Below are 19,628 nucleotides of genomic sequence, written 5' to 3' on the forward strand. Positions count from 1 at the left end.
TATTAGGCACGCCGCCAGCGTTCGTCCTGAGCCAGGATCAAACTCTCCATAAAAGTGTTTGATTGCTCAAAATTTCACTAGCGCATCATCTTTACGATGATGACTTTAAAACTAACAATTGTTAGTAAGTTTAAATGATTAACATCTTGCTTGTTCAGTTTTCAAGGTTCATTTTGTTGTCGCCTTAACGACTTAATCTATCTTACAACTTCTTTATTTAAAAGTCAACAACTTTTTAAAAATAATTTATTTGAGATATTTTGTCGTGCTTTGTCGCAACAACATGAAATCTAATATACGCCCTTATTCAACTAAAGTCAACAGTTTTACACAAATTATTCTTCTATCTTTTAAATATCTGCATATATGTTGGAATTTTTCTTTCTATATCTTCATATTACAACATTAATTCTATATGTTAGCTTTCTATTCTATATAAAAAAACAGCTCCTGATGCAAGTGCATCGGAGCTGCTCCTTCTATTAACCTTCTATTTAACGTACCCAAATAAAGTAGGCCAAGAAGACGAAGAATAAAACATACATCAATGGATGAACTTCTTTTCTTCTTCCTGCTAAAAGCATTGTTATAGGATAGAAGATGAAACCTACCGCAATACCTGAAGCAATACTATATCCCATTGGCATCATGAACATCGTCAAGAATGCTGGTACTGCGATCTCAAATTCATCCCACTTAATTAAACGAAGCGAAGAAGCCATCATGACGCCGACGATAACCAATGCAGGTGTTGTCACTGCTGTTGTCACAACACTCAATAATGGAGAGAAGAATAGAGCAAGTAAGAACATAATCCCTACTACTACTGCTGTGAAACCAGATTTTGCGCCTGCTGCCACACCTGCAGTAGATTCAACATATGCAGTTGTAGTAGAAGTCCCGAAGATGGAACCAACTGTCGTGCCTAGGGCATCTGCCATAAGGGCTCTCCCTGCGCGCGGTAATTTGTCATCTTTTACTAAGCCTGCTTGATTTGCTACGGCCATTAATGTGCCTGCTGTGTCAAAGAAATCTACAAATAAGAATGTCAGTACAACAACTAGAAATTTCACATTGAATAAAGAACTTGGATCATGGATAACCGGATCTAATGCGACACCAAATGTTGGCGCAACGCTAGGAATAGCTGAAACAATCGCTTTCGGAACTTCCACTAACCCAAAGATCATACCGATTATTGCGGTGATGACCATTCCATAGAATATACCTGCTTTCGCTTTACGTGCTACTAAGATTACCGTGATAACAATCCCGATAATCGCTAGTAGTACATTACCGTCTGTAAAATCGCCTAATGTAATAAAAGTACTTTTGCTCGCTACGACGATTCCAGCGTTTTTTAAACCTACAAATGTTACGAAGAAACCAATACCTGCTGATACGGCATATTTCAACTGAACAGGAATAGCATTGATAATCGTTTCACGGATGCCTGTTAATGAAAGAATGATAAAGATAACACCTGAGAAAAATACACCCGTCAGGCCAGTTTGCCACGGGATATGGTAAGTCAAGATGACAGTGTATGCAAAGAATGCATTAAGCCCCATACCTGGTGCTAAGCCGATTGGATACCTTGCGACAAATCCCATAATGAACGAACCCACTGCTGCAGCCAATGCTGTAGCTACAAATACAGAACCATAGTCCATGCGCATGGCATCTGGCAAATCTTTTACATCTGCTAGTGTCAGGATGAGTGGATTTAATGCTAATATATAGGCCATTGCTAAGAATGTTGTAATACCGCCAATTATCTCTCGACGATAGTTAGTGCCAAGCTCCTCAAATTGAAAATATTTCTTCATGTTAATCCTCCATATGCCGCCTTATACGCCAGAAAAGAAAAAACAGTCAACTCCCGATGAGCTGACTGTCTGCAAATTTCACTAGTATCCATAACTAATGAAATAAAAGGTTCCCCTTTTATATATATGCGTAGTCAAGTCATTTACGGTAACTCGGTAGAAACTTTCGGGCCATATTCCCGACATTATACGACGACTTTATTTAATTTACTTCGATAATATAGCATGCAACAGCTAGAGTTTCAATAGAAATTTACGAACAATTTATATATACATAGAATAATAGTTCGTAACTAATTCATTTTTATAGAAAAACTGTTCGCATATCATGTTAAACCGTTTACTTTTAGCTTTCATATATGACATCATTAGGAGAAAGCATTGAGGAGGCTAACCAAAAATGAAAAAACCTTCTGCACATTACACACAAACCATCCAAAGTGAGTATGTATTATTTGAAGAAATAGAAGACAACACGCTTCTGATTGATTGTGAGATTGATTGCCAATTTGGCAGTAAACAAATTCAAGAAGTAAAATTTGAGAATTGCCGTTTCAGCACAGCCGATTATAAACAAACGGAATTCCTAGATGTAATCTTCCAAAAATGTGATTTGTCTAATTTTAATTTCAACAAGTCTATATTCTATCGCTGTGAATTCCAAACCTGCAAACTGCTTGGGACGCAATTTATAGGAAGCACATGTAAAGATGTGAGTTGGCTGAATTGCTTGATGAATTACGCTATCCTCTCTGAAGGTAAAATGAATCAAGTTTGCTTCCGAGAAAGCCAGCTAGAAGAAGCTTTCTTTCACAATTGCAAATTCCAGCAAACCAGTTTTGAGTTATGCAATCTCCAGCTAGCGGATTTTTCAGAGAGCAAATTAAAGGGAGTGGATCTATCCTCCTCTGACTTCGTGGACATTAAGCTGACCCCTAGTTTAGCAAAAGGCCTCTCCATCCGTTTTGACCAAGCCCCAGCCATTGCGGCTATGCTCGGTGTAACGATTAAAAACTAAAGAGGTGTTTCCCATGAAAAAATATGATTTTTTAATTTTTGATTTAGATGATACATTATTAGATTTTCAGGATACTGAAATCAAAGCATTAGAATCGCTGTTCAACAAATATGAAGTACCGTTTAACGAAGAAAGTGTTAGCGCCTATAAAGCAATGAACAAGAAGTTGTGGGCTGAAATAGAAAAAGGCAGTTTAAGCAAAGCTGACCTCCTTAATCAACGGTTCGCTGCTTTCTTTGAACTCTATGAAAAAAAAGTAGATGGCCAATTGGCAGAAAAGGAATATCGTTCGCTCTTAAACCTAGGACACAAAATGCTTGATGGTGCTCTCGCCCTCTTAACTGCTTTAAAAAATCACGGCTACACCATTGTCGCTGGAACAAACGGCATCGGCATCACACAAAGACAACGTTTGACTGATGCAAAGATTATCGACTTCTTTGATGATTTATTCATTTCGGAAGAAGTGGGATTTGAAAAACCAAATACGCAATTTTTCGAAGCAATTTTCAAGAAGTACCCAGCTATGACGAAGGAAAATACCTTAATGATTGGTGACAGTCTCTCTTCTGATATTAAAGGCGCCACAAACGCAGGCATCGATTCTGTATGGATGAACCCAACAAAAGCACCTCATAACGGTATTGAAAGCACCTATGAAGTACAGACGATGGACGAATTACTTGCTCTATTAGGAGAAGAAGTTGCTTCAATGGAATAACTTTTTATAAGAAAAAGCCTAGAAATCCAAGGATAAGGATCTCTAGGCTTTTGTTTATTTTTAATCTTCCACAAGGTTACTCTACATCATTTGTAACATATCCAACTTTTCCAGCACCAATCCCCATTATGAGTAGAACGAATGAGATGCAGATAAGGAGGATGAGAGGGATTGTCCATCCACCAGTCAAGTCATGAAGTGTACCGACAAGAACTGGTCCAACAGCCGCTAAAAGATACCCGAAGGACTGTGCCATCCCTGATAATTCTGCCGCTTCTTTCCCATTCCTTGTCCGCAATGTAAAGAACATCATAGCTAGACTGAAGGCACTTCCCCCAGCAACGCCAAGCATGATGGCACATACAGGAATGAGCACACGAATTCCTAGCAGAAGTCCTGCAAAACCAAGGATAAACAAAGTAATCGTTATAATACTCAGGCCAACTTGGTTTTTCAATTTTTCCGCTATGATTGGAACAATAAACGTCACAGGAATAATGGAAAGCTGCATTATAAATACGATCCATCCAGCAGTACTTGAGTTAAATCCGATCACACGTAAGATATCGGGCAGCCATGTAATTAATGTATAAAACATGAGTGATTGTCCACCCATAAATATCGTAATCTTCCATGCTAGTGGCGAACGCCACAAACTACTTTTCTTCTCTGTTTTCACATTGACTTTTACTTTCTCGCCCTTCTGACTTTTACTAAGCTGCGGAAGCCAAAGTAGTAAGGATATGATGGTCAACACTCCCCATATACCAAGTGCTCCTTGCCAGCCTAAGTTACCCATAGAAGCGACAGGTACACTGACTCCTGAACCTAGTGCACCGAAGAGATTCATGAAGATAGCGTATATACCGGTCATGAAACCTATTCTCTGCGGGAAATTCATTTTCACAATACCAGGGATCAGAACATTACCAATTGATATGGCCATCCCTATTAATATCGTTCCAGCGAATAAATAAAAAACGCCAGAAACTGATCGTACTGCAATCCCTATAATAAGCAGGGTTAGCGAGAACGTAATCGTTAATTCCATACCAAACCGATTTGCTATTTTAGGAGCAAATGGAGAAAGTAGTGCAAAGGCAAGCAACGGCAATGTTGTGATAGTTCCTATAAGAGTATTGCTGATGCCTAGATCATCACGTATAAAAGGAATGAGCGATCCTGCTGAAGTTAAAGGAACCCTCAAATTAGACCCGACTAAAATCACGCCAATAAGTAATAACCAGCCATTTTTTGTTTTTTTATTTGATGTAGACGACATGGCTTTCTGATTCATGCTGTTATTCTCCTGTCATTTTAATAATTTCTTTTCTTAGTAACTCCATATAGTTTTCCACATATGTAGCGGCAGCTTCTTTATTCTGTCCACGAATGGCTGCCAATAAATCGATGTGAAGCTCTTCTTCGAATTTAAAAGTTACATTCATTGCCATTAAATCCTGAACAAAAGAATAGATGGTTTCTAGCAGCGGTTCATATAAATCAATGAGGAGCTGATTGGTAGATGCCAATACAACCGCTTTATGAAAACGAATATCTAATTCCATAAATAGTCCCCAATCCTTACTTTCCACAGCTTGACGAGAAAGTTGTATATATTTTTCTAGCTTTGCTAAATCATCCTTTGTCCTATGCTCGGCAGCTAGCTGTGCTGCCTGTTTTTCTAAAGCTAAACGCACATCAAGGATTTCAAGCAAAGCTGTTTTTTTCACATACCGCTTAAGCGCAGCTCCAAGAGAATTGGCAGAACGCACAATAGTTCCGCTGCCTTGTTTCGTTTCAAGCAAACCTGCATGGACTAAGGCCCGAATTGCTTCCCGAAGTGTATTGCGGCTGACATCAAACTTTTCCATTAGCTCCATTTCAGGAGGTATTTTCTTTCCTACTTCCCAGCTTCCAGATTCAATCAACTGCTCTATTTGAGTCGCAACCTGTTCTACTAGATTCATTTTGTTCGTTTTTTGAATCAATTTTATACCTCCTTTAAAATTTGTAGGATGATTGGTATATCGGTAAAATTAGCATGAATAAATTAAATTGTCAATGGTTGTTTACTTTTTCTGTTAAATTAATGCGATACTGCATGCAACTCTGCCTTCTCCTGAAAATAAAATAAAGGCTTCGATCTCTCTTAAGAAGAGTATCGAAACCTTTAGCAGTTTTCTATTTACTGACCCTGATATTTTTGAAAGTGTTGTTGTGTAAGTTCAATAAAACCTGCTAACGGAGGAGACATCCATTTATCTTTATGCCAAGCAATATGCGTAAAGATAGGCGGAATGTTATTTTCCCACTTCAATTCCACTATTCTCCCTAGCTTTATGTCTTGTTCCACAACCATTGTCGGTAATGCGGCAATACCTATTCCAGCAATCACACATTGCTTAATCGCCTCGATACTGCCAAATTCAAACTTATTGATTGGATACACTTTTGCTGAATGACAGGAATTTTCTAAAAGAGTGCGATAAGAACAGCCTGTTTCAGTTAAGAGAAGAGTTTCCTGTTCAATATCTTTAAGGTAGATCTCTGATTTAGAAGCTAATGGATGGCCAGGTGCCGCTACTAATTTAATATCTTCTTGGATTAGAGGTTTTATCGTTAAAGCCTCTTCCGGTTTAGATATATCCATAATGAAAGCAACATCAAGCATCCCATTCATTAATTGCTCTCTAGCCAGATCATCTGAATGAGCAGGCTTAAACATCAACTTTACGTTTGGGTATCGATCTTTAAATTCTTTCAATATGTCCGGCAACCTATATGTACATTGGCTTTCTTGAGCGCCTATTATAAGGGTGCCTGAAAGTTCTCCATCTTGTGCGATCGCCATCTTTGCTTCTTCATTTAGTTTGATCATCTTTTCAGCATATAAAAGAAATTTCCGTCCCGCTTCTGTCAACATGAGACGCTTCCCTAAACGTTCAAATAAAGGTGTTCCCAGTTCTTCTTCTAACGATTTTATTTGGGCTGTAACACTCGATTGCGCAAAGTTTAACATTTTTGCACTTTTAGTAAAGTTCAATGTTTCAGCAGCTACCATAAATGTAATGAGTTGTTTGTTCTCCATATCCTCATCCTTTCTAAATCGTTTTTTTCGATCGATTCAATCAAAATAATCCGTTTTTATGATTCATACTTTCATTATAAAATAGAAATAATCAATTTAACAAATGGAGGAAGAAAAATATGAGCATTGTTGTTCTTTATGGCGGAAGCCGTCCAAACGGAAATACGGAGATTTTAACAAAGAAAGTAATCGAAGGATTAACGGTAGAAGAAATCTATCTAAACGATTATGTAATTCAACCAATAGTAGATAAACGACATGCTGAGGAAGGATTTCAAGAAATCGATGATGATTACAATTCCATCATTGAGCGCATTCTTCCACACAACATTCTTATTTTCGCTACGCCTATTTATTGGTATAGCATGTCGGGAACAATGAAAAACTTTATTGATCGATGGTCACAAACATTGAAAGACTCACACTATCCAGACTTCAAAAAACAAATGTCCCAAAAAAGTGCCTATGTTATTTCAGTAGGAGGAGATGATCCTCATCTAAAGGGTTTACCAATGGTTCAACAGTTCCAATTTATTTTTGATTTTGTAGGAGTACATTTTGCAGGATATATTCTTGGTGAAGGAAACAAGCCTGGAGAGATTATTGAAGATAAAGAAGCATTGTTTGCTGCTGAACAGCTTAATCATAAGTTACAAATACTACTATCAAAATAAATACCACTATAAAAAGCAAGGCATGATTGCCACTTCACTATTACAAACCTAACAAGCTCTTTTGTTAGGTTATTTTTTATCTTTATATCCTGCTAAAAATGTAGGAATAAACAAAAAAGCTAGGATCTGGACAGGTTAGTTGAAAAAGAATCCGCTTAGGTGTTACTCTCCATCTCATATTTCTAAAAAACATATTATATAAGAAATGAGGAGGTGAAATTATGTTCGAAAAAAAGAAGATTAGTAGAATAACACCTAATGAAGGTTGTCCGCCGGTTAAGTACACAGTACTTAATGAATGTTGTCCTCTGACTCCTCTTCCGTCGAGTCTTTGTGACTGCTGTGTTTCACCACTTCAGTCAGTATTACAACAACTTGTTGGGCAAACTGTAATTCTTGCCACTATTGCTGACCCACCAAATGCACCGCCTCTCATTTTTTTATTCACTATTACTAAAGTGAATGATTTTTTAGTTACCGTTACAAATGGAGTGTCAACCTATGTAATCAATATTTCTGATGTTATAGGAGTAGGATTTTTACCACCGGGCCCTACTATCAACTTGTTGCCACCAGTTAACTTAGGGTGCGAATGTGAGTGTCGTGAACGACCAATGCGCCAATTGCTAAGTACGCTTATCGGTTCTACAGTGAATATTTTAGTAAGTAATGGTTCGACTGCAATAGGTTTCAACGTAGAACAAACAGGCCTTGGCATAGTGTTAGGTACTTTACTAATAAATGATGATACACTCGTTAGATTTGCAATTTCTACTTGTAAAATTACAGCTGTACAGACTAGTTGAAGAACGAATGATTTTAAGAAGTAATTAGTGAGAAAGTAGTTATTAATAATTCGTAATTGCATCATTCAACTAATAGGTTATGTAGTAAAAATATATAAAAAACAAGCTTGGAAACACTTCTCCAAGCTCTTTTAATACAAAAATCAACCATTAAAATATACTGTACGTCTTGATGTGCTATCTCTATAAAAAAACTACAATAACCCTAATTACTATGGTTTACTCATTGATCGATATATTTCACCTTGCACATATAACAAAACTATTTAATGACTGCTTATTGTCATTTGAGGTCTTCATTAGTTCAAAGTAACTGTTAACCATTGTTTGTATCATTGGAGGAGCAACGCTGAACTCTTTACGAATGCTATTCGCATAACTTGTTTCCCACTGCCCATCCTGTAAATACTTGGCATTGACTGTACATTGCTTCTCTATTTGGAAATTCGCCATTTCAAGCATCTCTTGTATTTGTGCTTGATGAAACAAGTTTTGTATATTTCCATCGTTGTTTACAAAGTTGGAGTGTAAGGCCAGAATGGAAGCTGCACAGAAATGGGCACGCTGATTTATGTCAGTGAAGTTAAGATCCCACTCCGCAAAGCATATACATTTAGCTATTTTTCGCAACTTCTTAAAATAGCGAAGTAAATCTCCCGGTCTTTTGAAGTACCAAGAACTGTGGGATAACACGGCTATATCAAATACTTCGTTAGCGCCAAATGCGTCAAAATCCATTTCAAAATGAAACATAATGCGCTCTCCCAATGTAGACTTCTTAATCATGTCTGTAGCCTGCCCTAATGTCAAAGGAGCTCCATACTCACGACTGGCATTATCAATTCCGATAACCTTCCCTTCTTCTCCCACTGCGTCAGCTAAGGCGACTGTTGTATCACCTTGACCACACCCAATTTCTAGTATTCTCATACCTCTTTTTATCTCAAATTCCTTCACTAAGTCTAATCGATGTTGTAACTGAACTTGCTGAACTTCATCTTCTTCAAATAGCTTGTATGTAGATAGAAACGTTAATGTTGATTCGCTTAATTCCATTGATTTCAACGTCATTCCTCCTGACTAGCAGTTATAAATCGTTATGGTTTAATTTACCCGAATACTGTAACCCTTAATTTTATAGAATTTTCTAATAATTATTAACAAATTAATAATATCATAACTTTTATAATTATTTTATAACCTCCACTAATTTTCAGCTCTGTTTACATACACTTATTCCTTATCCATAAAAAAGACTCTCCTTTTCCACTATGAATGTGAATAAAAGAGAGTCTTACTTTAAATACAATTAATTTGGTCGTTTAAAGCTTATTCCCACTCAATAAAGAGCTAAGTATAGTACAACTCAAAACAGTTAAATTAAAGTATTTATAGTTAGTAGAATCAACATGAATTGTCTAAAAACAATTAGATTGGTATCAGATTGGTATCAAGTTAATTTCTATTATAAGAAACCCTTAAACTTATCAATACTTCTCTTCATAAAAGTTTGCTTTTTATCACGCAACTCTGTTTGATTATCTAGGTCTTGCAATTTTTCACCTAATTCTAAGAAAGCTTTAACAATTTCATCAGCCAGTTTTGTATCATAATAAAAATTAAAATTGTTATTCAATGAAATAGTAGAAAGAATTTGTTTAACACCTTTTTCATCTTTAGTGTGTTCAATAAGATAATTAATGAGAGTATTATTTTCTTCCTTTTCGACCTTCTTATTTTTATCATATTGCAAAACCCAACGATCAAATTGTTCTTTGGCGATTAATTTTATCTTTTCATCATCTCCCCAAGCAATAGGAATATCTTTAGATTTTCTAGAAACTTCTAATTTAACTAAATCCACGAACTTTTGTTGCTGTACCTCTTTTGTTCCTTCATAAGCAAAACCTTCAAACAAATAGTTAGGTATTTGAGAAGTATATGGTTCAATAATACATTCAATATAATCTTGAAACTTACTACGATAAATATTATCAAAATATTTTTTCACATAGTTTAATTGTGGAAGCTTTTCATCATTGAAACCAGCATCTTGGAAAAGCTTTACTAGCTTATCTATAGTTTCAGGATAAGTCTCTATAAACTTATCATAATTATTTTCTTTTAGGTATGAGAGAATAAAATCCCTTAAACCTCCCCAATAAATCCAATCTATTGTTGTGTTTCCCAATTGGGCTATTTGTTCAATTGTTAATTTTGATGGAATCCCTAATCCTCTCATCCAAGAATCTACAGTTCCTTTAGAAATATTTCCACCTTTTTCATCTTTCAATAACTCACCAAAATCTTTCAAACTAATTGGCGGATTATGGTTTTCTTTAATTAATTTTATCCGCTTTCCTACATCCTTTTTATTAGGTTTCATTTATTTTCACTCCTCTACCCAATCAAAATCTATCATTTAAATTCACTTTAATTTATTTATCTGTCTTTAAGTATTGCTAATTACCTTAAAATGATTTATTTTATATATACAGAGTTATCGTCGTATTTTCGTCGTACCAATAATTTTGATTATTTTTTTAATCAATTCGTCGTATTTTCGTCGTAAAACTTTGAATAATAGAAAGGAGCGCAACGAAAAGAAAAGCAGCGTCTGCCAACGCTGCAAACCTATACTTTCGAAAGGAAAATATATTTATGTTTACTAAATATCATAAAGCAAAATTAAAAACTAAACAACAAGGTTGGTTTATACCAATTAAATACTCCATACTTGCTGTTATCCCTTTAATCATTAATTTTACATTTACAACTATGTCAAAAACTCTTAAAGAAATTAATATTATTTTTGAAATTCCAAATCTCTCTAAAAGTATTGTATTTTTATGGCTTATTTTATTTTTAATAACCGCTTGGTATTTAAGCCCAATTTCATTTTCAAAAATACAAAGAATGAGATATAAACTCAAACAAATAATCGAAGTAAATCAATTCTATTACGAGAATAAAGATCTTAACAAAATCACTTTATCTATGTTAATCAAATTCTATTGGCTAGAAGATAATTTATACTTAGAAGTTTATCCAAACGGTGGGAAATACACTCATAAAATGAATGAGCTCACTGAAATTTTTCAGACGTCATTAAACATGACTGTTATTGCTGTTCAAGATGATTTTGCAAATCATACAACCTATATTCTATCGAAAGAAACAGATAATTATATAGATTCCACAGATGAATGGACGGTATGAAAATGAAGCAAGAAATAAAATTAGATAAAGATAAAACTTTTGAATTTTCAACAAAACAAATTGGAGCCATTATTCAAGCACCTACAGGGCAAGGTAAAACACGTTTTCTTTCTTATCTTATTTTATCCGTAGCAAAAATTGGAGCCGATGTTTATTTCATTGATGGTAAACGTGCAGATCTTTATGGTTTACGATTTGCCTTTTCTGTTGATGAAAGAGAAAAACATGTAGCTTGTACACCTAATCAAGCTTGTCGATTGCTTCGAGAACTTGTTGAACATATGAATAATCGATACGAGAAATATTTCTCAAACGAAAACTCGGCAATTGGAGAAAATTATTCATTCTATAAACTTCGCCCCATATTTCTATTCTTTGATGAGCTAATTGCTACCCTGGGGGAAGATAAAAAGCTCGGAAAAGAAATTGAATCCTATCTTATTCAAATAATGCTTAAAGGACGTCAAGCAGGAATTTTCGCAATTCTATCTTCTCAACGATTTTCTGCTGAAGTGTTATCAACCACTATCAGAGAAAATGCGGGTATGCGAGTAGCTTTAGGACGTATGTCTAAAGATAGTTACAAAATGGTACTAGGTGATTTCTATGATGAACTACCAGCTGCCGAAAAAGGGATTGGAAAAGGCTACATTTTTCTAGATGGATTAGGTTGGAGTACGCCAAGAGCTTTTCAAACTCCTTTTCTAGATACATCGAAAATTAATGTTAAAGAAGTTTTGAAATATTACTTGTTAAAGGGAGCTAACCTCTATGAGACTGGTGAAATATAGTTTCAACATTGTCCCTTTCCCTATAGTACTCAAGCGGTAATAAATAGAATCCTTGCGTCAGCAAAAGGATAGGCGGAGCCGGTCTATTTATTATCGAATGAGTGCAACCACGAAGCAAAGCGAAGTGGAATATCTTTTGAAAATACTTCTTCCCCCGTTAGTAACACGGGGGAATTAAACTCAACGCTATCTCTTGTATCCCTTGATACAACTAGCATTATAGTTAATTTAAAATCCCGACATTTCGGGAAAACCCCTCAAGTGAAAGGAATATAAAAAATGACTACTAAATTAAAATTAAATGCTACTTCTAAAATTTCATTAACAGATGGAACAGAACAAGATTTAGCAAATCTACAATTTGATTTAAAACAATTCAAGTTGCCTAAACAGTTTTTATTCTTAGCAAATGAGTTATCCATTAAAGCTGAAAAAGAGCGTACGCCATTAGGTGAATATGTTGAAACAGGTGCAATGTCTCTAACATTTAAAATTTATGATCGTGCATTAGTCGAATTAGCTATCACTAACCAACTTACTGAATATGGTTCTCCTATTACAATTGTTATTGAACATCAAGAATCATTACCTATATTAGATTCTTATGAAGAAAATGAATTTATCCCTATTACATTTACAAACTTATCAGTATTCCCTAAAAAAGTTCAAAAGAAAGCTTATTCAAATGGTTCAATGATTGATACATGGCAATTCGCTGAACTAAAAGTTAGTGCTATAAACTATAAAATTGGTGAATAACCATGAGAACTAACTCTTGTTTAATCGATTGGTTACGTTTTTCAATTCCAAATACTTCTCTCTTAAGAGTAGCTGAAGATATTTTAGGCATTCCAGTTGAAGAATTCGAAAATGAAGGGAAAAGTAGTCCATTTCCTACTTACAGTTCTCGTTACTGTTTTGCAAATATAGAACTTCACACAAGTAATCTTCATTCTAATATTTTAGTGAACCTTTCAGGTACAGCTTGCAGACAATATGAAGAATATATGTCACAAGCTACAGGCTGGCATTGGCAAAGTTTTATACTGACTATCTTAAAAGCTAAAGCTACACCTTCTCGTATTGATTTAGCAATAGATATTTTTGATGAGAGTTCTCCCAGTGTTCAAAAACTACAAGATTATGTGAAACGTGGTCAACTCTCTACTAAGGCTAATACATTCAAAGAAATTAATAGTGGTCGTATCTTAGATGGACAATTAAAAGGTTTCACTTTATATATTGGATCATCTCCTCAATTACTTCGAATTTACGATAAAAAACAAGAAGTAAGAGACAACACTTGTGAAATAGTTAATATTAATCAATGGGTTCGCTGGGAATTAGAATTAGGTGATAAAAAAGCCGTTCAAGTATGTAATTTAATTTCAAACGGTGCCCCCTTAAACAATGTCATTAAAGGTATCTTAGCAAGTCATTACTCTTTTAAAACGCAACCTAAAGATAAAAAAGATTTCCACAATAAAGCACGTTGGAACAATATGCGTTGGTGGGATAAATTCATTGAAGGAATTCCTAAAATACCTTTAAGAATTATAAAAGAAAAAGTCACGTTGAAAACTAAAAAAAAATGGATTGAAAAATCTACGACAAAATCTCGTGCGATGGTTTATGAATCTTACAAACAGGCCTTTGGTCAAGAATACGCTGACGCCTATTTAAGAGAAGAAATTTTATTAGGTAAGAGTAAATTTACCGATCTAGATAAATCAATGATTGAACAATCTGTTAATGAGCTACTTGGTGAAAAAGAAATATAAGAAATGAGGTTATTCAATGGCTACCGTTATTAGCAAAGAAGAATTAATTGCTGTAGGCTATCCTAAATCTACGGCACAAGGAATTATTCGGGAAGCTAAAGCACTAATGATCCAAAGAGGTTATGCTTTCTACATCAATAAACGATTAGGACGTGTGCCTAAAGAAGCTGTTGAACAGATAACTGGAATTAAATTTTAAATGTTACGAGGGGACTTCAAGTAAGTCTCTTTTCTATACAGATAGATGGGAATGATAAGATGGCAAAACTAACTGGTATCTATAAAGATAAGAAAACTGGAAAATGGTATTACTCTGTTTCACTAGGTTTTGATACAATCACTGGGAAACGTATTAGAAAGGTTCGTAGAGGGTTTAATACCCAAAAAGAAGCGTATGAAGCGAAAACAGCGGAATTAAAAGCAGCACAAGATATGGGACAAATTGCGAATAGCGGTCTGGATTATGATTCTTATATGGAGCAACTTTTTCTCCCCGATTATAAATCAGGTGTACAAATCACAACTTATGAAGCTCGTTTACCAGTATTCAAAAAAATGATTAATCATTTTGGTAAGAAGAAGTTAGATAGTATTTCAAATATTGATATTCAAGTTTGGAAAAATAGTTTAACCGAAGACTTTTCCCAAAACTATGCTCGTATGGTGTATGGTCTGTTTTCACAAACATTAGAAAAAGCTGTTAACCTAGGTATGATTAAAACAAATAGAGCAAAACAAGTTGGTTCAATTCCAAAAGAAAAAGTGAAAGTTGAATTTTGGACAAAAGAAGAGTTTCAAAAAGTTTTATCAACTTTTAATCTTGATGATTATTATGAGCATTACTCCTTTATAATTATTTGGCTGTATTTTATGACAGGTCTTCGAGTAAATGAAGCAACTGCATTACGTTGGAAACAAGATATTGATTTAGAAAATCGTACTTTGACAGTTAGTCATTCGCTACGTTTGAAAAATAGTGATGATTGGACACTCGGACCAACCAAAACAAAAGCTGGTATGCGTACTATCGCATTAGATAGCGATACCGTTGAAATTCTAAAAACATGGAAAACTAGACAAGAAGAATTCGGGGAAATTGATTTTGTTTTTTCATACGATGGCAGACCAACGTGGAAATCAACTATTTCAAGGATTATCAAAAGGCATGCAAAATTTGCTGACGTAAAACCAATACAAGCAAAAGGATTAAGACACTCTCACGCTTCATTTTTGATTAATGAATATAACGCTAATCCGTTAATTATTAAAGATCGGCTAGGACATGAAGATATTAAAACAACCCTAAGCACCTATTCACATTTATATCCTAATGTTAATTTTGAAATTGCTAATACAATAACAGGTTCTATAAACTACCAAACATCCAATGAGAGGAAAACTAAATTTCAAGGAAATCAATCATTTAAGTATTAATCAAAAAGCTGGTAGCAACTTAAAATACGTTATTACCAGCTTTTATCACTAAACTAATTCTAATTCTAATTCTAATAGTTGTGTAAACATTTCGCGTCGTGAACTATTTGATTGATTTGTGAATTTAACGTTTTTTACCCATTCAACCAATTCAAATTCCAACTCTTCAGTTAATTCTGCTGAATTCTGATAAGTAAAGAAACCCGTTAAATATAAAATATAATCCATTCTAGAAATATAATCTTTTAAATCATGATTGTCGATAAAAATCAATGCCTGTTCTAATGATGATAAAGTTAAATCGATAATCTGCGTGAAAACTCCTACATCTAATTTGGTTAAAATAGCTTCTTTGGTATCTGATGGAATAGGTGCATAGTTCGTATTATGCATCCCACCTTTTTCGATAACCTCATATGCCGGATTTAACGCTGCTATCGGATAAGATACATTTGTTGTAAATGGTGAAAATAATTCCTCATAGCCATATTCATTAGCTTTCTGTTTAAAAGGCTCTGTATAGTCTAGATAAATATCTAAATTATGAACCTTTAATTTAGAAAAACTCATTTGTAATGTTGTCACTCTACTGCCTGCATTATTTAAAACTTCAAACCACTCAATTTGTTCATCTTCCGTTAAATTCTCAGCAATATTAACTGTATAATTGTAACTTCGAATTTTCGTTCGCACACGAAGTGCAACAGCAAACAAGTCATTAAAATTCCCTTTCTCTTGAAGATAATCCATTAATACTTGTTCATTTTCATTTAAAAGCATCCCCACTGGAATTTGCGAATTAGAAATATCTCCTTCGACAATTCTAAATGCTCCTCTTGAAAAATCTAGCACAATGTTTCTAAAACTATCATGATTAATAAAAGCTTTAAAATTCGTAGTCAAACGTTGCTGCCCATCTACAACAGACTGGTGATCCCCTTTAATGTTTTCATGGTGAACAATCTCACGAGTTAAGAAAGAAATTTGCGGTATATCTTCTTCCGTAGCATCACTAATTTCATTTATAGAAATAGGTGCAACAGGCGCCTTTCCAAACAGTTGAAAATCAAACAAATCTACAGCTTTCTTTAATGTCCAACTTAAATCACGTTGATATAGCGGTAAAGTAATTTTATTATTCTTTATTTTTTCACACATCGTGGCGATATCCATCTGATGGGTTTTTTTAGTGGGATTAAACCCCGTAGCCACTTCAACTTTTTTACTAATTCTCAATTTATTTCATCCATTCTCATATTCTATATGACGATTATATATCTATAATCTATTTAATGTCTAGCAGCTATTTATAGCTGCTAGTTTATTTAAATATACAAAAACAGTAAGATTCCTTATAAAAGCTATTGAAACGCAATTATAAAAAATAGCTGCTACATAATAATAGATTCGCTTTGAAAATCGAATTCCATACTTAATCTCAATTTAAAATGCAAGCAGTTGGTATCAAATCTGGTATCACCAAACAAAAAAGCTCGGAGCATACCTACTTTTCATAGGCTCTCCAAGCTTTTTCTAGTCGCTATTTATTTATTCCCACTCAATAGTTGCTGGTATTCTCTTTCCCCTTAAATGACGGCACTTTTTGAAAAGTCCCATTGTTTTGGTGGTCTCTTTGGTGGGAAATACATCCACCGAGCATGAAATAAGAGAGATCTCCACTTAAGATACGGTTCTCCGTAATAGGACTAACTGAGGTTTCTGAGTGTATATCATTCAAAGGATATACTAACTTATCTATGACATTAAATAATTGTTCCCTTTTATCATAAGATACCCCATAAGTTTTTATAATTACTATTTTTCAGTCACTTTATTTTCAAGTTTAAGTATAGATTCCTGTACTTTCTTTTCATATTCTTCAAAATTATATATTTTACCGAATAATTTCGCATCTCTAGTGGCAGCTAAAGCTATAGTATAATTCATTATTAATACTCCAAAAAATATTATTGTATTATTCATAAATGTCGTCTGTATAACTGCGTTATAAAAGTTCTGAAGATAAATACCTAAACTTGATAATGTAGTCAATATTAGTATTTTTAAGATACTTATTACACCATATGCTATAAGTCTATTTGCATTTTTTAATAAGTTTCTTTTTTCTTCTAATTCTTTTTTTAAAGCGATAATTCTTTTTTCTCTAGTATTATTTGAATAATTTGAATACCAATTAATTACTTTTGGTGTTAATAGATTTGTTGCAATTCCTAATGGTATAACTAGAATAATTGCTAATATAGATAGAAAATTCCCCATAAACGTTTATATCTCTCCAATCGATAGATTCATGTTAAATTATAACATATAATATTATTTGAAAGATGAACCTATATGTAATCGTAACTAGAGTGAGAATATTTAAATTGATAAAGGGGATTATTAATTTGAAAGCTTTATTATCAAAAATACCATTATTGTTAAAAACTTTAATATTGATTTTAATTTCTTTAACTTTAATAGCTTTTGCTTTTTATGTAATATTAAAATTTAATCCACCTGCTGATTTTTACACTAATCTATCAGCAATTTCTACCACTTTTGCAGCAGTAGGCGGTATAGCATTGTTAATAGTTACATATTTCACATTTTTTGATGCTAAACAACAACGAGAAATTGAAAAGGAACCTATAATTACATTACGATTAATACCTGATAATAAAAATTCTAGTTTCGTCAATTTTTCTCTAAAAAATACAGGTGGTGGGCCAGCCTATGATTTAAATATTATTTTCACACCGGATGTCCCTTATAATTCTTCAACATTGAATGAGTTAAGCATGTTTAAAAGGCTACCTCTACTGGATAAGGATGAACAAATTGAATTCTTTTTTGCTAGTCTAATAGAATATTATAATAGCGATAAACCAAAAATTTTAAATGCTGTAGCTACATACTATACACTCCCAAAAGAAATTAAAAAATCTAAAATGATAGTAAGAACATTTGAAATCTTTATAGAAGAACGTAAAGGACAAATGCAAATTATAAAAAAAGATTTAAATGACCTAGTTAAAGAAATTGAGGAATTGAAGCATTTTATCGCAATTAAAAACTATCAAAATAATGATAAACTCGAAATAGAAAAATTAAAAAACGATGTTGATGAGTTAAAAGCATTAAATAAATCGCCTGATATTGAGGTGCTAAATGATTGAAAAAATTTTACAGAATAATTTATTCAATTCTAACAATCCAATCGTACTTAAAAATTGTACACTTTTCTTTAGACTTAAACATTTTGAGATAGACGATGTATTTCTTTTTCATCGACAAGATACCTATCCTTTTTCTATCGTGGGAGAATTATGGTTAAAAGGAAGAATTCAAACTGAATACAATAGTAAAGGTTACTTTTCAACAAAGTTTTATACAATAGAACATTTCCATATGTGTAATCATTTTGATAACTATAGCGCTGAAGAAATTTCGATAATTGGCTATTATGAAAAAAAGAAAATTCAAGTTTCAGGAATAAGCTTAATTAAAAATAAGCTTGATTTTAATGAAGGTTTAACATGTAAATTTAGTTTTATAGAATGGAAAATTTATTAATATATTGTCTATTATAGAGAAAAGTCTAATTAAGAAGTAAATCTTAATTAGACTTTTACTTTATTGGTCACTAAATTAAAAACCGCACTTACTTATGATATGGTTTACCTTAATGTATCTAATGACTTTTCTAAGGATTTGCTTTTAAACAATGTCATCAGTCCACTGATAAAGAAACAAATAAGTAATAACAAAACAAAAGTGAAGAAGTTAAAAAAAACAGCATTTGAGTATATAGTGTATAAAGGAATATTCGTTCTTTCACGATATATTGGGTTTACTTCGGCTAGGACTGATTTTAATTTAAATGCCCTTATAAGAGTAATACTTATAATCAAAGTCATTCCTATTAAGCTTCCACTTGTAATAATTCGAATAGAACTTTTTTTCAATTTCAGATACATATATACATGTAGATAACTAATAGACATAGCAACAAAAATAAGGATGAATGGAAATAAAAAAAAGAATCCCAATAATCCAATATTGCCATTTCCTCCACTATTATGAGATGGAGAAACAGCTGTTAAATTTGCAAAAGTAAAAGAGCCAATTGTTATGACTGCACTAAAAATATAGATGATATGATAGAGATAACTAGTCATTTTTTTCATCTACTAACAACTCCTCTTTTTATCAGATGTTTTGATCAATTTTTTTACAAAATACGCTCTTTTCTAGGATTGTT

Annotated in this window: 20 protein-coding genes, 1 pseudogene and 1 riboswitch; of the genes and pseudogenes, 12 read left to right on the forward strand and 9 right to left on the reverse strand. The window is 33.5% G+C overall.

The window, feature by feature from the left end; genetic code table 11:
- Window positions 1-494: 494 nt before the first annotated feature.
- A complete protein-coding gene (locus RCJ93_RS14605; RefSeq protein WP_066790091.1) occupies window positions 495-1,829 on the reverse strand; it encodes an NCS2 family permease in 1,335 nt (444 codons plus the stop codon).
- A 111-nt stretch (window positions 1,830-1,940) separates the two neighbouring features.
- A riboswitch (purine riboswitch) is annotated at window positions 1,941-2,042 on the reverse strand.
- Window positions 2,043-2,229: 187 nt separating this feature from the next.
- Between RCJ93_RS14605 and RCJ93_RS14610 the strand changes: the two genes are divergently transcribed.
- Both RCJ93_RS14610 and RCJ93_RS14615 read left to right on the forward strand, forming a co-directional pair.
- The gene (locus tag RCJ93_RS14610; RefSeq protein ID WP_446739373.1) at window positions 2,230-2,847 is read left to right on the forward strand and encodes a pentapeptide repeat-containing protein; all 618 of its coding nucleotides are present in this window, start codon (window positions 2,230-2,232) and stop codon (window positions 2,845-2,847) included.
- A gap of 13 nt (window positions 2,848-2,860) precedes the next feature.
- A complete protein-coding gene (locus tag RCJ93_RS14615) occupies window positions 2,861-3,568 on the forward strand; it encodes a YjjG family noncanonical pyrimidine nucleotidase (protein WP_446739374.1) in 708 nt (235 codons plus the stop codon).
- Window positions 3,569-3,644: 76 nt separating this feature from the next.
- On the opposite strand, the gene RCJ93_RS14620 is transcribed toward RCJ93_RS14615, so the two are convergent.
- The 3 genes from RCJ93_RS14620 to RCJ93_RS14630 form a co-directional block, all read right to left on the reverse strand.
- Window positions 3,645-4,865, reverse strand: coding sequence for a CynX/NimT family MFS transporter (locus tag RCJ93_RS14620; protein WP_446739375.1), 1,221 nt, complete (start codon window positions 4,863-4,865; stop codon window positions 3,645-3,647).
- A 4-nt stretch (window positions 4,866-4,869) separates the two neighbouring features.
- Window positions 4,870-5,559 carry a FadR/GntR family transcriptional regulator gene (locus RCJ93_RS14625; protein ID WP_251648760.1) on the reverse strand — a complete coding sequence of 230 codons (690 nt, stop codon included), beginning with the start codon at window positions 5,557-5,559 and terminating at the stop codon, window positions 4,870-4,872.
- A 197-nt stretch (window positions 5,560-5,756) separates the two neighbouring features.
- Window positions 5,757-6,659 (reverse strand): LysR family transcriptional regulator, encoded by a 903-nt coding sequence (locus tag RCJ93_RS14630; protein ID WP_446739376.1) that lies wholly within the window; start codon window positions 6,657-6,659, stop codon window positions 5,757-5,759.
- Between the two features lie 119 nt (window positions 6,660-6,778).
- Here RCJ93_RS14630 and RCJ93_RS14635 point away from each other — a divergent pair, with 119 nt between their 5' ends.
- Complete coding sequence (locus RCJ93_RS14635; RefSeq protein WP_446739377.1) at window positions 6,779-7,333, forward strand: flavodoxin family protein; 555 nt, start codon at window positions 6,779-6,781, stop codon at window positions 7,331-7,333.
- A 329-nt stretch (window positions 7,334-7,662) separates the two neighbouring features.
- A pseudogene (locus RCJ93_RS14640) lies at window positions 7,663-8,139 on the forward strand (bclA protein); the annotation flags it as partial.
- 240 nt (window positions 8,140-8,379) lie between these two features.
- On the opposite strand, the gene RCJ93_RS14645 reads toward RCJ93_RS14640, so the two are convergent.
- Window positions 8,380-9,195 (reverse strand): SAM-dependent methyltransferase, encoded by an 816-nt coding sequence (locus RCJ93_RS14645; RefSeq protein WP_446739434.1) that lies wholly within the window; start codon window positions 9,193-9,195, stop codon window positions 8,380-8,382.
- 409 nt (window positions 9,196-9,604) lie between these two features.
- Window positions 9,605-10,525, reverse strand: a complete 921-nt coding sequence (locus tag RCJ93_RS14650; protein WP_446739378.1) for a helix-turn-helix domain-containing protein — start codon at window positions 10,523-10,525, stop codon at window positions 9,605-9,607.
- Between the two features lie 275 nt (window positions 10,526-10,800).
- On the opposite strand from RCJ93_RS14650, the gene RCJ93_RS14655 reads away from it, so the two are divergent.
- From RCJ93_RS14655 to RCJ93_RS14680, 6 genes are all read left to right on the forward strand, one after another.
- The gene (locus RCJ93_RS14655) at window positions 10,801-11,358 is read left to right on the forward strand and encodes a hypothetical protein (protein WP_446739379.1); all 558 of its coding nucleotides are present in this window, start codon (window positions 10,801-10,803) and stop codon (window positions 11,356-11,358) included.
- 2 nt (window positions 11,359-11,360) lie between these two features.
- A complete protein-coding gene (locus tag RCJ93_RS14660; protein ID WP_446739380.1) occupies window positions 11,361-12,149 on the forward strand; it encodes a cell division protein FtsK in 789 nt (262 codons plus the stop codon).
- 279 nt (window positions 12,150-12,428) lie between these two features.
- Window positions 12,429-12,908 (forward strand): hypothetical protein, encoded by a 480-nt coding sequence (locus RCJ93_RS14665; protein WP_446739381.1) that lies wholly within the window; start codon window positions 12,429-12,431, stop codon window positions 12,906-12,908.
- A 2-nt stretch (window positions 12,909-12,910) separates the two neighbouring features.
- Complete coding sequence (locus RCJ93_RS14670; RefSeq protein ID WP_446739382.1) at window positions 12,911-13,930, forward strand: replication initiation factor domain-containing protein; 1,020 nt, start codon at window positions 12,911-12,913, stop codon at window positions 13,928-13,930.
- Between the two features lie 16 nt (window positions 13,931-13,946).
- Window positions 13,947-14,129, forward strand: a complete 183-nt coding sequence (locus tag RCJ93_RS14675) for a DUF3173 domain-containing protein (protein WP_446739383.1) — start codon at window positions 13,947-13,949, stop codon at window positions 14,127-14,129.
- A 59-nt stretch (window positions 14,130-14,188) separates the two neighbouring features.
- The gene (locus RCJ93_RS14680; RefSeq protein WP_446739384.1) at window positions 14,189-15,364 is read left to right on the forward strand and encodes a site-specific integrase; all 1,176 of its coding nucleotides are present in this window, start codon (window positions 14,189-14,191) and stop codon (window positions 15,362-15,364) included.
- A 48-nt stretch (window positions 15,365-15,412) separates the two neighbouring features.
- On the opposite strand, the gene RCJ93_RS14685 is transcribed toward RCJ93_RS14680, so the two are convergent.
- Window positions 15,413-16,600 (reverse strand): DUF262 domain-containing protein, encoded by a 1,188-nt coding sequence (locus RCJ93_RS14685; RefSeq protein WP_446739385.1) that lies wholly within the window; start codon window positions 16,598-16,600, stop codon window positions 15,413-15,415.
- A gap of 579 nt (window positions 16,601-17,179) precedes the next feature.
- The gene (locus RCJ93_RS14690) at window positions 17,180-17,644 is read right to left on the reverse strand and encodes a hypothetical protein (RefSeq protein ID WP_446739386.1); all 465 of its coding nucleotides are present in this window, start codon (window positions 17,642-17,644) and stop codon (window positions 17,180-17,182) included.
- A gap of 128 nt (window positions 17,645-17,772) precedes the next feature.
- Here RCJ93_RS14690 and RCJ93_RS14695 point away from each other — a divergent pair, with 128 nt between their 5' ends.
- Complete coding sequence (locus RCJ93_RS14695; RefSeq protein WP_446739387.1) at window positions 17,773-18,543, forward strand: hypothetical protein; 771 nt, start codon at window positions 17,773-17,775, stop codon at window positions 18,541-18,543.
- Window positions 18,536-18,940, forward strand: a complete 405-nt coding sequence (locus tag RCJ93_RS14700) for a hypothetical protein (protein ID WP_446739388.1) — start codon at window positions 18,536-18,538, stop codon at window positions 18,938-18,940. Before RCJ93_RS14695 ends, RCJ93_RS14700 begins: the two co-directional genes overlap by 8 nt.
- Before the next feature lie 104 nt (window positions 18,941-19,044).
- Here RCJ93_RS14700 and RCJ93_RS14705 read toward each other — a convergent pair whose 3' ends face one another.
- A complete protein-coding gene (locus RCJ93_RS14705; RefSeq protein WP_446739389.1) occupies window positions 19,045-19,554 on the reverse strand; it encodes a hypothetical protein in 510 nt (169 codons plus the stop codon).
- Window positions 19,555-19,628: the final 74 nt, after the last annotated feature.

This window comes from Rummeliibacillus sp. BSL5, from assembly GCF_052928305.1.

Bases quoted from the DNA above. Each gene is read 5' to 3' on its own strand.
- RCJ93_RS14605 (WP_066790091.1), bottom strand. From the start codon at position 1,829: ATGAAGAAATATTTTCAATTTGAGGAGCTTGGCACTAACTATCGTCGA.
- RCJ93_RS14610 (WP_446739373.1), top strand. From the start codon at position 2,230: ATGAAAAAACCTTCTGCACATTACACACAAACCATCCAAAGTGAGTAT.
- RCJ93_RS14615 (WP_446739374.1), top strand. From the start codon at position 2,861: ATGAAAAAATATGATTTTTTAATTTTTGATTTAGATGATACATTATTA.
- RCJ93_RS14620 (WP_446739375.1), bottom strand. From the start codon at position 4,865: ATGAATCAGAAAGCCATGTCGTCTACATCAAATAAAAAAACAAAAAAT.
- RCJ93_RS14630 (WP_446739376.1), bottom strand. From the start codon at position 6,659: ATGGAGAACAAACAACTCATTACATTTATGGTAGCTGCTGAAACATTG.
- RCJ93_RS14635 (WP_446739377.1), top strand. From the start codon at position 6,779: ATGAGCATTGTTGTTCTTTATGGCGGAAGCCGTCCAAACGGAAATACG.
- RCJ93_RS14645 (WP_446739434.1), bottom strand. From the start codon at position 9,195: ATGGAATTAAGCGAATCAACATTAACGTTTCTATCTACATACAAGCTA.
- RCJ93_RS14650 (WP_446739378.1), bottom strand. From the start codon at position 10,525: ATGAAACCTAATAAAAAGGATGTAGGAAAGCGGATAAAATTAATTAAA.
- RCJ93_RS14655 (WP_446739379.1), top strand. From the start codon at position 10,801: ATGTTTACTAAATATCATAAAGCAAAATTAAAAACTAAACAACAAGGT.
- RCJ93_RS14660 (WP_446739380.1), top strand. From the start codon at position 11,361: ATGAAGCAAGAAATAAAATTAGATAAAGATAAAACTTTTGAATTTTCA.
- RCJ93_RS14665 (WP_446739381.1), top strand. From the start codon at position 12,429: ATGACTACTAAATTAAAATTAAATGCTACTTCTAAAATTTCATTAACA.
- RCJ93_RS14670 (WP_446739382.1), top strand. From the start codon at position 12,911: ATGAGAACTAACTCTTGTTTAATCGATTGGTTACGTTTTTCAATTCCA.
- RCJ93_RS14675 (WP_446739383.1), top strand. From the start codon at position 13,947: ATGGCTACCGTTATTAGCAAAGAAGAATTAATTGCTGTAGGCTATCCT.
- RCJ93_RS14680 (WP_446739384.1), top strand. From the start codon at position 14,189: ATGGCAAAACTAACTGGTATCTATAAAGATAAGAAAACTGGAAAATGG.
- RCJ93_RS14690 (WP_446739386.1), bottom strand. From the start codon at position 17,644: ATGGGGAATTTTCTATCTATATTAGCAATTATTCTAGTTATACCATTA.
- RCJ93_RS14700 (WP_446739388.1), top strand. From the start codon at position 18,536: ATGATTGAAAAAATTTTACAGAATAATTTATTCAATTCTAACAATCCA.
- RCJ93_RS14705 (WP_446739389.1), bottom strand. From the start codon at position 19,554: ATGAAAAAAATGACTAGTTATCTCTATCATATCATCTATATTTTTAGT.